The sequence below is a fragment of the Gordonia sp. ABKF26 genome, assembly GCF_041103195.1.
Lineage (GTDB): Bacteria > Actinomycetota > Actinomycetes > Mycobacteriales > Mycobacteriaceae > Gordonia > Gordonia terrae.
The window spans coordinates 4108718-4120501 of sequence record NZ_JBGCVZ010000003.1 but is presented as its reverse complement, the minus strand read 5'-3'; the positions used below and the strand labels follow the sequence as shown (position 1 = coordinate 4120501).

Annotated in this window: 11 protein-coding genes and 1 riboswitch; of the genes, 5 read left to right on the top strand and 6 right to left on the bottom strand. The window is 68.2% G+C overall.

Translation table 11 applies throughout. The annotated features are described in order from the left end of the window. Nucleotides 1–10: 10 nt before the first annotated feature. The gene (locus AB4Z55_RS19050) at nt 11–1348 is read right to left on the bottom strand and encodes a bifunctional o-acetylhomoserine/o-acetylserine sulfhydrylase (RefSeq protein ID WP_369520305.1); all 1338 of its coding nucleotides are present in this window, start codon (nt 1346–1348) and stop codon (nt 11–13) included. Nucleotides 1349–1410: 62 nt separating this feature from the next. Then, nucleotides 1411–1531, bottom strand: a riboswitch (SAM riboswitch). A gap of 269 nt (nt 1532–1800) precedes the next feature. Here AB4Z55_RS19050 and AB4Z55_RS19045 point away from each other — a divergent pair. Together AB4Z55_RS19045 and AB4Z55_RS19040 are read left to right on the top strand one after the other, a co-directional pair. Then, a complete protein-coding gene (locus AB4Z55_RS19045) occupies nt 1801–3570 on the top strand; it encodes a PE-PPE domain-containing protein (protein ID WP_369520304.1) in 1770 nt (589 codons plus the stop codon). A gap of 128 nt (nt 3571–3698) precedes the next feature. Continuing rightward, nucleotides 3699–4976 (top strand): MFS transporter, encoded by a 1278-nt coding sequence (locus AB4Z55_RS19040; RefSeq protein ID WP_101819266.1) that lies wholly within the window; start codon nt 3699–3701, stop codon nt 4974–4976. 13 nt (nt 4977–4989) lie between these two features. Here AB4Z55_RS19040 and bfr read toward each other — a convergent pair whose 3' ends face one another. After that, the gene (gene bfr, locus AB4Z55_RS19035; RefSeq protein ID WP_004021693.1) at nt 4990–5475 is read right to left on the bottom strand and encodes a bacterioferritin; all 486 of its coding nucleotides are present in this window, start codon (nt 5473–5475) and stop codon (nt 4990–4992) included. Nucleotides 5476–5575: 100 nt separating this feature from the next. Further along, nucleotides 5576–5758 (bottom strand): bacterioferritin-associated ferredoxin, encoded by a 183-nt coding sequence (locus AB4Z55_RS19030; protein WP_010841902.1) that lies wholly within the window; start codon nt 5756–5758, stop codon nt 5576–5578. A 146-nt stretch (nt 5759–5904) separates the two neighbouring features. On the opposite strand from AB4Z55_RS19030, the gene AB4Z55_RS19025 reads away from it, so the two are divergent. From AB4Z55_RS19025 to AB4Z55_RS19015, 3 genes are all read left to right on the top strand, one after another. Further along, nucleotides 5905–6756 carry an exodeoxyribonuclease III gene (locus AB4Z55_RS19025; protein ID WP_369520303.1) on the top strand — a complete coding sequence of 284 codons (852 nt, stop codon included), beginning with the start codon at nt 5905–5907 and terminating at the stop codon, nt 6754–6756. Between the two features lie 23 nt (nt 6757–6779). Then, complete coding sequence (gene trpS, locus AB4Z55_RS19020; protein ID WP_033203737.1) at nt 6780–7835, top strand: tryptophan--tRNA ligase; 1056 nt, start codon at nt 6780–6782, stop codon at nt 7833–7835. Nucleotides 7836–7912: 77 nt separating this feature from the next. Beyond that, complete coding sequence (locus AB4Z55_RS19015) at nt 7913–9076, top strand: YhjD/YihY/BrkB family envelope integrity protein (RefSeq protein WP_369520302.1); 1164 nt, start codon at nt 7913–7915, stop codon at nt 9074–9076. A 43-nt stretch (nt 9077–9119) separates the two neighbouring features. Here AB4Z55_RS19015 and AB4Z55_RS19010 read toward each other — a convergent pair whose 3' ends face one another. The 3 genes from AB4Z55_RS19010 to AB4Z55_RS19000 form a co-directional block, all read right to left on the bottom strand. Continuing rightward, the gene (locus AB4Z55_RS19010) at nt 9120–10427 is read right to left on the bottom strand and encodes a D-alanyl-D-alanine carboxypeptidase family protein (protein WP_369520301.1); all 1308 of its coding nucleotides are present in this window, start codon (nt 10425–10427) and stop codon (nt 9120–9122) included. Between the two features lie 10 nt (nt 10428–10437). Then, nucleotides 10438–11214 carry a type 1 glutamine amidotransferase gene (locus AB4Z55_RS19005; protein WP_369520300.1) on the bottom strand — a complete coding sequence of 259 codons (777 nt, stop codon included), beginning with the start codon at nt 11212–11214 and terminating at the stop codon, nt 10438–10440. 88 nt (nt 11215–11302) lie between these two features. Continuing rightward, a complete protein-coding gene (locus AB4Z55_RS19000; protein WP_369520299.1) occupies nt 11303–11701 on the bottom strand; it encodes a hypothetical protein in 399 nt (132 codons plus the stop codon). Between the last annotated feature and the right edge of the window lie 83 nt (nt 11702–11784).

Sequence of the window (11784 nt, the reverse complement as noted above, 5' to 3'; positions counted from 1 at the left end):
CTCACCTGTTTCACTTGGCCGCCGCGAATCCCTGTTCGAGGTCGGCCAGGATGTCGTCGATTCCCTCGATGCCCACGGCCAGTCGGACCAGTCCGGGGGTCACGCCCGCGGCGAGTTGCTCCTCGGGGGTCAACTGACTGTGCGTGGTCGAGGCCGGGTGGATCACCAGCGAGCGCACGTCGCCGATGTTGGCGACGTGGCTGTGCAGGCTGAGCGCGTCGACGAACCTCTTGCCGGCGTCCACGCCGCCGGTGATCTCGAAGGCGATGATCGCGCCCTGACCCTTGGGGGCCAGTTCCTGGCCGCGCTTGTACCAGGGGGAGGACTCCAGGCCGGCGTACGCCACCGACTCGACCTGGCCGTGTCCCTCGAGGAAGGCGGCGACCTTCTGCGCGTTGGCGACATGGCGCTCGATGCGCAGGCTCAGGGTCTCCAGGCCCTGCGCGAGGAGGAACGCGTTGAACGGTGCGATGGCCGCACCCGTGTCACGCAGCCACTGCACGCGGGCCTTGAGTGCGAACGCGGGCGCCCCGAGGTCGGCGAAGACCGCGCCGTGGTAGCTGGGGTCCGGGGTGGTGAAACCGGGGAACAGGTCTTTCCCGTCGCGCTGGACACGCCAGTCGAAGGTCCCGCCGTCGACGATGACGCCGCCGATCGCCGTGCCGTGGCCGCCGATGTACTTGGTGGCCGAATGCACGACGATGTCGGCCCCGTGGGCCAGCGGATTGATCAGGTACGGCGTGGCGACCGTGTTGTCGATGATCAGCGGTACGCCGTTGCGGTGGGCGACCTCCGAGATGCCGGGGATGTCCAGGATCTCGTTGTTGGGGTTGGAGATCGACTCACCGAAGAACGCGCGGGTGTTGTCCCTGACCGCGGCCTGCCACGACGCCGGGTCCTCGGGATCGTCGACGAACGTGACCTCGACGCCCAGCTTCGGCAGCGTGTAATGGAAGAGATTGAAGGTGCCGCCGTACAGGCGCGGGCTCGACACCACGTGGCCGCCGGTCTCGACGATGTTGAGGATCGCGTAGGTCTCCGCGGCCTGGCCCGATGCCACGAGCAGCGCGGCGACGCCACCCTCGAGTGCGGCGATCCGCTGCTCGACGGCATCCTGGGTCGGATTCATGATGCGGGTGTAGATGTTGCCCGGCTCGGCGAGCCCGAAGAGGTTCGCGGCGTGCTGTGTGTCGTTGAAGACGTACGACGTCGTCTGGTAGATCGGCAGCGCCCGCGCGTTCGTCACCGCATCGGCGGCCTGTCCGGCGTGGATCTGCTTGGTCTCGAAGCTCCAGTTGTCCACTGGGGAGGTGCCGTCGGCGGAAGTGCCGTCAGGGGCATCAGACATGGCGATTGATCACTTTCTACGGTCGGCAGGGCCAACTCGACCCTGGTGGGGTCCGACCTTCGGACCCGCGCTTGCCGGGGATCGTCGCTGCGATCCCACAACCCGGTCATCACCCGGAGCACCCCACCGCGGATGGAGGGTTGCCGATCAGCCAGCCGGGGCTTGACGCTGATGCTCATGACCTGGCGACAAGGATATAACACGGATGTGAGTGCCGGAGAACCGTCCCGGTCAGGCCGCGTCCAACACTTTCCAAGCGCGGTCCGAAGGTGGCATGAGCTGTCCTCCGACCGAGTGAAATCATGTGTGGTCAGATGCATAGTGCCTGGTCACGGTCGTTAGCGTCCCTCAGCGTGCTGTCGGTTTCACCGTCGCAGATCTAGCGTTCGGACCAGCCCCGGCTGCGTCGGAGGATTCCGATCGGGTGGTCCGGGTTCGCACAGGAGCGCCCCATGGCCGCGATCGCTCGTCTCCGAACCCGACGGACCTCGCTCACGATCGCCGCTCTGACTGCCCTGGCGGTCGCGGCAGCTCTCAGCCTGTCCGGGGCCCCTCCCGCGACGGCCGCCGAATGCAGCGACTCGGGCGCGGTCATCATCGTGGCCGGGACCAACGACCCGGAGAGCGCCCATCTCGTCGGTGTGAAGCAGCGCTACACCGGCAAGGTGCCGACGGTGGAGAACGGCGAGGTGGTCATCGAGGACGACCCGGGGAGTCCCTATCTCGCCGCGCCCAAGGACGTGATCCACGTCGACTACCCGACCACGCTCTGGCCGCTCGGTGCCGCCGGATACGACGACAGCACCGGACAGGGCAGGAGTGCGACGGCATCGGCGATCGCCGGCTATCAGCAACGATGCGGGGCAGGCGCCGACATCGTGGTCGCAGGCTATTCGCAGGGTGCCCGCGTCGCCGGTGACGTACTCGCCGACATCGGGAACGGTCGCAACGTCGAGCAGGTCGTCGCGACCGACGAGAACGGCGACGTCATGCTCGACGAGCAGGGCAATCCGGTTCTGGTGGACATCGTGACGGGGAACATCTCCGGCGAGCTGTACGCGGATCCCCGCCGCTCCGGCGACAAGACCGGCCGCGGTATCGAGTTGTCGTTGATCGGGATCATCCCGGGTCTGACGATGGCAGGGGCACGAGGTGCGTCCGAGACCGACGGCGGGTTCGGAGACCTCGAGGGTCGGGTGGTGTCGGTCTGCATCGATGGCGATCCCATCTGTGACCTGCCGGATCCGATCCACGACCCGATCGGCGCGATCGACGGCCTGCTCGGCTACTTCACCAAGCACAACCTCTATCCGTTCCAGATGTATCGGGATCCGCGCACATCGACGTGGAACGACGGGCGGACCGTTCGCTGCGATCCGGGGACCGCGGTGTGCGTGGTCACCGCCGATTCCGCATTCGCCGAACTCGTTCAGGGGTGGGCGCGCGATCTGGGGTTTTCCGGTGACATCGGGGACTTCTTGTCCGGTCGTCCGACGATCGACCTGCCGTACGGCATCGAACTCGCGAACCTGCAGCCGGTGATCCGGCTCGTGCAGGACCTCCTGCCACCGCTGCCGAAGCTCGGATATGGCGCCTATCTGCCGGATCTGTTCGTCTTCGAGGACATCCTGCAGGGGATCCTGACGCTGTCGCCGGCGAGATTCGTCGACGGAGCCACCGCCCTTGCCGCGAGCCTCCGCAGCATCGTCCTGCTCCCGGTGAACTTCGTGCGGTACTGGGCGGGAACGATCGTCGGACCGGTGGCGCCACAGGCCGGCACCGTCACGGTTCTCGCGGCGGATGCGTCGAGTCTGCGGTCGTCGACGTTCACGAGGCTCGCGACCGCAACCGGTGACGCCATCGAACCGGTTCGGGTCGAACCGGCCACCGGATCCGACGACCCGGTGGTGCCGTCACCGGCCCCGGGCGACCCGACCGCCGACACTCCCGGGGGACCCGCCGGCACCGACGACGCGAGCGGTGTCGAGGCGCCCGACGAGGATCCCGCCCCGGCGCCCGTCCGCGACGAGGTCCCGGCCGCCACCGATCCGTCGTCGGGCGAGCTGTCCGAGGACGAACCGGCCGGGGCGGAACCGGCCGGGGAGGAGCCGGCCGGGGAGGAACCGGCGGGGGACGAGCCGCCCGGAGACGATTCGGAGGCGGCCGACACGGCCCCGGCGGGAGGCGGGTCCGGGGGCGGCGGCGCCGAGGCCGGCAGCTGATCCGGGGCGCACGGTCGCGGCGCCCGACTGCGACCCGGCCGATGCGATGATCGCGCGGGCAGGGGGGTGTGAATGAACTCACCGCCGGGTCCGGAATCAGGGCCTCCCGGACACGGTTGGCATCAACCGTGTCTGACGCTCTTTCCACCACCGATGCCCCGGCCGACGTCTCGCTGACGGATCGGCTCGCCGCTCCGGAGGTCCACCGTCCCGAGGGGGCCGTCTCGGTCGGCGTGTCCCGCCGGGTACGTCGCTGGACGATTCTCGCCCTCGCGCTCGGCGGTTTCGGGATCGGTACGACCGAGTTCGTCGCGATGGGTCTGCTGCCCAACATCGCCGGCTCGCTCGGAGTGTCCGAACCGACTGCCGGACATGTCATCTCGGCGTACGCGATGGGTGTGGTGGTGGGGGCTCCGCTGATCGCGGCGCTCACCGCGAGGATGTCTCGACGCACGTTGCTCATCGGTTTGATGGTGGCGTTCACCGTGGGCAACCTGGCCACGGTTCTCGCGCCGGACTACGGGCTGCTGCTGGTGGCGAGGTTCGTGGCCGGTCTGCCGCACGGCGCCTACTTCGGCGTCGCGGCGCTGGTCGCCGCTCACCTCGCGGGCCCGCGGAATCGCGCCAAGGCCGTGGGGCAGGTGATGCTCGGTCTGTCGGTTGCCAACGTGTTCGGCGTGCCGGCCGCCGCCTGGCTCGGGGAGACCTTCGGCTGGCGGTCGGCGTTCGCGATCGTCGTCGTCATCGGGGTCGCCACCGTCATCGCACTGATGCGCGCCCTTCCGGCGCTCACCGGGATGAAGACCACCGATCCGCTCACCGAGCTCGGTGCACTCAAGCGGTCCCAGGTCTGGTTCACCCTCGTCATCGGGACCGTCGGATTCGGCGGGATGTTCGCGTTCTACACGTATCTGAACTCGGCGTTGACCACTGACACCGGGCTGTCGGTGTCGGTCGTGCCCTTCGCGCTCATGCTGTACGGACTGGGCATGGTGACCGGCAACTTCGTCGGCGGCTACATCGCCGACCGCAGCGTGTCGGTGGCGATCCTCGGTGGCCTCGCCGCCAGCGCCCTATCGCTCGGCGCGTTCGCGGTGCTGGCTGAGAACGCCTGGGCAGCGCTGTTTCTCACGTACATGGTGGCGCTCACCGGTACGGCGATGCTGCCCGCGCTGCAGACCAGGCTGATGGATGTGGCTGCTGACGCGCAGACCCTGGCCGCCGCGTTGAACCATTCGGCACTCAACATCGCCAACGCGGCCGGCGCGCTGCTCGGTGGTGTGGTGGTCAGCGCAGGCTACGGGTATCTCGCACCGTCGGTCGTCGGGGTGTTGCTCGCGCTGGCCGGCATCGCGGTCACCGTGGTGGCCCTTGCGACGTCGCGGCGCCGGCCGGTCGGATCCTGACCGAACGCGTGGGTCAGCTGTTGGTCGGCGGTGTGGCGATGGTCTTCGAGAGATAGAGCTGCTCGCCGAGTTTGTTGATCAGCTCGAGCTGGGTTTCGAGGTAGTCGATGTGTTCTTCCTCGTCGGCGAGGATCTGCTCCAGGAGGTTCGCACTCGTGATGTCACCCTTGGACCGGCACAACGCGATTCCGGGGCGGAGTCGTTCCACGACCTCGACCTCGATCGCCATATCCGATTCGAACTGCTCGCGGATCGACTGTCCGATACGCAGCGGCAGCAGGCGCTGGTAGTTGGGGAGGGCATCGAGGAACAGGATTCGATCGGTCAGGATCTCGGCGTGCGTCATCTCTTCGATCGACTCGGCCCGGGTCTTGGCCGCGATCTCGGTCAGCCCCCAGCTCTGCTGCATCTTCGCATGCAGGAAGTACTGGTTGATCGCCGTGAGCTCACTGGTGAGCTGTTCGTTGAGCAGTTCGATGACCTCGTCGTCGCCACGCATGTGTCAGCCTCCGGTTCGCCGTGAATGTCCGGTCGAACCGTAACACGACAAAACCCCCCGCGCGTCGTGTCGCGCGAGGTTCGTCGGGTCGGCTGTCAGGTCATGCAGCGGTCGTCGCGGTTGACGCCCTTTCGCTCAGGATGTCGTGCAGTTGGTCCAGACAGGTTCCGCAGCCTTCGCCCGCGCCGCATCGGTCGCTGATCGCGTCGACGGTGTACGCACCTGCGTCGCAGTGGGCGTGGACCTCGTCGACCGTCACGGCGCGGCATATGCAAACGAACATCTTCGGACTCACCTTCGTGCCTGGATTAGGCAATGCTTACATATCTTAGGGTGTCCGCACAAGGGTTGCCTTACCTCTATCTCGGCATGTGCGCCGTGGCCACGGCCGGCCGGGGCTGTCCGACCCGGTCCGTAGGATGTGGCCCCGTGCCACTCACGATCTCCACGGTGAACGTCAACGGAATCCGCGCAGCGGTGAAACATCGGTCGGAGGCCAACCGCGGCTTCCTGCCCTGGCTCGATCAGGCCGGACTGGAAGGGTCCGGGTTGGACGTGGTCCTGCTGCAGGAGGTCCGGGCCAGTGCGGAACTCGCCCGCGACGCCCTGGCGCCGGCGTTGGCCGAGGGCTGGCATCTCACGATGAGCGAGTCGGCCGTGAAGGGCCACGCGGGCGTCGGCGTGCTGACCCGGGGCGAACCCGCCGCGGTGCGGGTCGGGTTCGGGAGCGCCGAGTTCGACGAACTCGGGCGCTATGTCGAGGTCGACCTCGACACCGATCTGGGGCCGTTGACCGCCGCGAGCCTGTACCTCCCCAAGGGGGCCGCGCTCTCCGACGCCGCGAAGGACATCGCCAAACATGACGAGAAGGTCCGGTTCATGGCCGAGTTCGGCGACCATCTCGGCCGGCTCGTCCGTCGTCGCCGGCATGTCGTCGTCGGTGGCGACTGGAACATCGCGCCCGCCGAGGCGGACATCAAGAACTGGAAGGGCAATCTGAAGAGCCCCGGTTTCCTGCCACATGAGCGTGCGTGGGTGGCCGATCTGCTGGCGGCCGGGTGGCGCGACGTCATGCGCGAGCTGTTCCCCGACGACGCCGGTCCCTACTCCTGGTGGTCGTGGCGCGGAAAAGCCTTCGACAACGACTCCGGGTGGCGTATCGACTACCAGCTCACCAACAAGATGCTGGCCGGCCGCGCGACCAAGGCCGAGGTCGCACGTGCCGCGGCATACGACCTCCGCTGGTCCGACCATGCGCCGGTCACCGTGCGGTACGAGTGACGGGATCTGACAAACTGGGCGTCATGACCAGCGACGCAGAGCGCACCGGAGACCCGTCGGCCGGTGCGGTGCCGACCCGCCCGCGTGTGCTGTCGGGCATCCAGCCGACCAGCGATTCCTTCCACCTCGGGAACTATCTCGGCGCCGTCCGGCAGTGGGTGGCGTTGCAGGACGATTTCGACGCGTTCTACTTCATCCCCGACATGCACGCGCTGACCGTGCCGTTCGAGCCGAAGGTCCTGGCCGACCGCACCCGTCTGAGCGTTGCCCAGTTGCTCGCCGTCGGCGTGGACCCCGAGCGTTCCACCATCTACGTCCAGTCCCACATCCCCGAGATCGCACAGCTGACGTGGGTCCTGTCGTGCATCACCGGCTTCGGCGAGGCGAGCCGGATGACCCAGTTCAAGGACAAGTCGGCGAAGCAGGGCGTCGACGCGGCGGGTGTCGGCCTGTTCACTTATCCCATCCTGATGGCCGCCGACATCCTGGCGTTCGGAGTCGACCGGGTGCCCGTCGGGGAGGATCAGCGGCAGCACCTCGAACTCACCCGCGATCTCGCGCAACGCTTCAACTCCCGCTTCGGCAAGGTGCTCAAGGTGCCGCAGGCGCACATCGTCTCCGAATTCGCCAAGATCTACGACCTGCAGAACCCGACCGCCAAGATGAGCAAGTCCGCCGAGACCGACAAGGGTCTGATCAACCTGCTCGACGACCCCAAGCGTTCGGCGAAGAAGATCCGCTCCGCCGTCACCGACACCGGATCGGAGATCCGGTTCGATGTCGCCGAGAAGCCGGGCGTCTCCAACCTCCTGACCATCCAGTCGGCGTTGTCCGGCGTCGGCGTCGACGATCTGGTCGCCAAGTACGAGGGCAAGGGTTACGGCGATCTGAAGGTCGACACCGCGGAGGTACTCGCCGAGTTCGTGACCCCGCTACGGGGGCGCGTCGACGAATACCTCTCGGACCCGGCCGAACTCGACGCCGTCCTGGCCCGGGGCGCGGCCCGCGCTCGGACCGTCGCCTCCGAGACGCTGGCATCTGTCTATGACAAGGTGGGGTTCCTGGCGCCTGGCCGGTGACACCGGACCCGCAGGACGCCCGTACCGGGACCGAACAGGGACGGCCGGTCCCCGCGCTCCGACCAGGAAGGCCATTCATGACCTCCGCGCCAGACCCGGCGAAATCACCGGTGGACACCGCGAAATCGCCGGTGGACACCGCGAAATCGCCGGTGGACACCGCGAAATCGCCGGTGGACACTGCGAAGTCGGCGGTGGACACCGGGAAGTCGACCGTCGACAAGGCCAAGGCGGCCTTCGCGGCGGCGCGAGAGAAGTGGCCCGCCGTCGAGCATCTGGTGCAGACCGTCGAGCGCTACAACGATCGGCGCGGCAACGTGTACGCCGCAGCCATCAGTTTCAACGGCATCCTCGCGCTCGTCCCGATCATCATGGTGGTGTTCTCGGTGGCGGCCTTCGTGCTCGCCAATCAGCCCCAGTTGCTGGAGGACCTGCAGAAGGCCATCGTCGAAGCCGCGCCGGGCAAGATGGGTGAGCAACTCAGTGAGGTCATCGACTCGGCGATCTCCTCGCGCGCCGCGGTCGGGATCGTCGGGCTGATCGGTGCCGCGTTCACCGGGATCGGGTGGATCTCCGGCGTCCGGGTGGCCTTCACCGAGATGTACGGAGGCCGCGTCGACCGCAACCCCGTGCTGTCGAAGGTGTGGGACCTCCTCACGTTCGCGTTGCTGGGTATCGCCTTCGCTGTGACGATGGCGCTGACGACCCTCGGCAACAGCGGCCTCACCACCACGATGCTCTCCTGGGTCGGACTCGACGACGCGTCGTGGGCCCCGGTCGTGGTGCGGGCGGTCGCCATCCTCGTGTCCGTCGTCGCCAGCTGGCTGCTCTTCACCTTCGTGCTCGCGCGGCTTCCGTTGGTGCCCTTGCCCATGACACACGCGATGAAGGCCGGCTTGATCATCGCGATCGCCTTCGAGCTGATGAAATCGCTTGGTGGACTGTACCTTCAGTCGGTCCTCAGTTCCCCGGCCGGGGTTGCGTTCGGCCCGATCCTCGGTGTCTTCGTCTTCGCGTATCTGGCGTCGCGGATCGTCCTGTACGCCACCGCCTGGTGTGCGACCGACCCCATCAACAGCTCGTATCAGGTGGTCGAGGAGCCCGACGCGGAACTCCGGCGGCCGGTGGTGATCTCGCCGACCGTCGAGGTGAACCCGGCGCCCCGGGCCGGTGCGCTCGCGGCCGCCGCCGGTGTGGGCGCGGCAGTCGCCGCGCTCGTCGGAGTCCTCCGGCGACGCTGACACCCGGTCCGGGCCGGTCCGAGCCGGGATCTCGTGCCGCGAGTCAGCGCCGGCCGGCGAGTCGCAGGCCGAGCAGCATCAGGATCACCGCCACGAGCGCGGCCACGAGTCCGATCAGAACCTGGACGGAAGTGGACGACGCTCGATCGGAACCCGTTGCCGTGGCTCGCTTCTCGGTCTGTGGGTCGGGCGGTGACGACGACGCCCCGTCCGGTGACGACGTCCGCTCCGGCGACGACGGTTCGACGAGGTGGCCCACGGAGATGGTGGGGTCGGTCCGGAATCCGTAGTCGAACATCGACGCGGCCTGATCCCAGTACAGGTCGCCGTCGACGGACAGGCCGAACATCTGCACGATGACCACCGTCCGGCCGTCCCGTTCGGCGGCTCCGACGAACGTCTTGCGCGCGTCGTCGGTGTAACCGGTCTTGCCGCCGATGATCCCCGGATAACCGTCGAGGAGAAGGCGATTGGTGCTGTACATGTCGTAGGCCGGGTGATCCTTGTCGCCCGGCACGTCGGGGCGCCGCGGATATCCCGGAAAGCGGTAGGTGCGCAGCGCGATCATCTCGCGGAACGTCGGTTCGGCCAGTGCGGCGCGGAAGAACAGCGCCAGGTCGTAGGGTGACGACGACATTCCGGCGGCGTCGAGGCCGGACGGGCTCGCCGCTCGCGTGTCCTGCGCGCCGAGCAGTTCCGCCCGATCGTTCATCTTCTCCAGAGCCGCGTCGACGCCGCCGAGCTGACGCGCGAGGGCGTGCGCGCAGTCGTTTCCCGACACCAACAACAGGCCCGTGAGCAGATCGCGCACGGTGTAGACACCCCCGGGCCCCATACCGCAGGAGTCGCCCTCGGCGGTCCAGTCCTCGGGGGTCGGTTCGACGCGTGCGGCGAGGTCGAGTTCGTCGAGGACGACGAGGGCGAGCAGCACCTTGATCGTCGATGCCGGCCGGTAACGGCCGTGGGGGTCCTTGGCGGCGATGACCCGCCCGGACCCGAGGTCGGCGATCAACCAGCCGGCCGAGGTCAGGCGCGGCGGAACAGGTCCCGCGGCGGGATCGGCGACGACGCCGCAGCCGGCGAGTTCGTCACCGCCGACGGCCGGCGACGGAACCGGCAGGGGAGTGGGGGTCGGCGAACCGGGCGCGACGACCTCGGATTCGTCGACGGCGGGCGGCGTCGCGACCTTGTGTGGGCAGTGTTCGGTGGCCGGAGTGGTGATGGCCGGTGGCGGCGGGGCCGGCGGCGGGACGGCGACCGCGGGCTCGGTACCGACGACCAGGCCCACGAGCCCGAAGGTGAGCACGGCGACGAGAGCGCACGCGGTACGACGAGTCCACGTCGAGGTCATCGGCCGCACGTTACCAGCGGGAGCGCCCGTTGCCGACGACCTCGTGCAGCCATCGCCGCATCACCGCATCCGCCATCGGTGCGGTCACGCTCTCGGTGGCCGCCGCGTCGGCGGGGAACCGATCGGTGGCGGGTTCGCCGAGTACCTCGACCACCGAGGACCGCGAATCCGGATGTGACAGCCAGTCGCCGACGAGCTCGCCGCCGGCCTCGAGGTGGAACTGCACGCCGTAGCAGTTGTCCACGCGGAACAGCTGAGCGACGCAGGTTTCCGACGATGCGAGCAGTGTCGCCCCGGGCGGCAGGGTGAAGGTGTCGAAATGCCACTGCACAGTGTCGATCTCGCGGGGTGTGGGTGCCGTGACCGCACCGCCCCACACCGGATCGGCCATACCCGCGTCGTTCAGGATCACGCGGTGCACGCCGAGTTCCGGTGCGTCACCGGTGTACACCTCGCCGCCGAGCGCCGCGGCCAACATCTGCGCACCCAGGCAGACGCCCCAGATGGGCATTCCCCGGTCCCGGGCTCGACGCAACAGGTCGAGTTCGTCGCCGATCCATGGGATACGGCCCGCGTCACCCAGGCCCATCGCGCCGCCCAGAACGACGATGGCGTCGAAACCCGTCAGATCGACCGACGCGGACTCGCGCCAGATCCGTAGCGTGGTCGTCTCGGTGGTGTCGTACAACGCGGGCCCGTATGCGCCCGGCGGCTCGGACTCCGCATGCCGGATCTCCAAGACCCGCAGCCGCTCCGGCGGCTCGATCCGCTCTGTTCTGGTGCTCATGACGAGAGCAAGCGTACGGCCGCGGCGGCCATTCCTCTCGTCGACGCGGTCGGGAGTGGATCGAGCCGGGGGGTGCACAGCGCCGGGATCAACCGGTGCGACACGAGCTCGTGGGGCGCGGGCCGTCTGCGGTGTGGTCGGCGGCGTGCTCGCCGTCGATCCGGATCTCGCATCGGGAGAGGCGACCGCCGGACTGGAACAGGGCGTCGACCGGCACATCGCCCGCGGCTCTCGTGTACACCAGGGACGCCGTCCAGTTGCCCTCCGAATCCCGTTGCAGAAGTGGGACATCGGACTGTGTCCGCAGTCGGCCGTCCGCGTCGGTCCAGGCAACGGCGCCGTTGTGCTGCTGGTCGGAGGTCAGGATGATCGTGATCCGTTGGGTGTCGGTGGTGGGTGCTGCCGCGGCCGGGGTGAAGACCAGAAGGCAGGCGAGCACACTCACCGCGAACGTCAACAGCAGCCGAAACAACAGGGCGCGGGCCATGGGGAACTCCGTTCGATGTGCGAGAGCCGATCCGGCGACCGTCCGGTCGTCCTCGGTCTCTCTTCGACGCATCGAGCGCCGGA

What these genes read in the sequence shown, in the direction of transcription:
- AB4Z55_RS19010 (WP_369520301.1), bottom strand. Translation starts at nt 10,427, where the DNA reads ATGACCTCGACGTGGACTCGTCGTACCGCGTGCGCTCTCGTCGCCGTG.
- AB4Z55_RS19050 (WP_369520305.1), bottom strand. Translation starts at nt 1,348, where the DNA reads ATGTCTGATGCCCCTGACGGCACTTCCGCCGACGGCACCTCCCCAGTG.
- AB4Z55_RS19015 (WP_369520302.1), top strand. Translation starts at nt 7,913, where the DNA reads ATGACCTCCGCGCCAGACCCGGCGAAATCACCGGTGGACACCGCGAAA.
- trpS (WP_033203737.1), top strand. Translation starts at nt 6,780, where the DNA reads ATGACCAGCGACGCAGAGCGCACCGGAGACCCGTCGGCCGGTGCGGTG.
- bfr (WP_004021693.1), bottom strand. Translation starts at nt 5,475, where the DNA reads ATGCGTGGCGACGACGAGGTCATCGAACTGCTCAACGAACAGCTCACC.
- AB4Z55_RS19030 (WP_010841902.1), bottom strand. Translation starts at nt 5,758, where the DNA reads ATGTTCGTTTGCATATGCCGCGCCGTGACGGTCGACGAGGTCCACGCC.
- AB4Z55_RS19045 (WP_369520304.1), top strand. Translation starts at nt 1,801, where the DNA reads ATGGCCGCGATCGCTCGTCTCCGAACCCGACGGACCTCGCTCACGATC.
- AB4Z55_RS19000 (WP_369520299.1), bottom strand. Translation starts at nt 11,701, where the DNA reads ATGGCCCGCGCCCTGTTGTTTCGGCTGCTGTTGACGTTCGCGGTGAGT.
- AB4Z55_RS19005 (WP_369520300.1), bottom strand. Translation starts at nt 11,214, where the DNA reads ATGAGCACCAGAACAGAGCGGATCGAGCCGCCGGAGCGGCTGCGGGTC.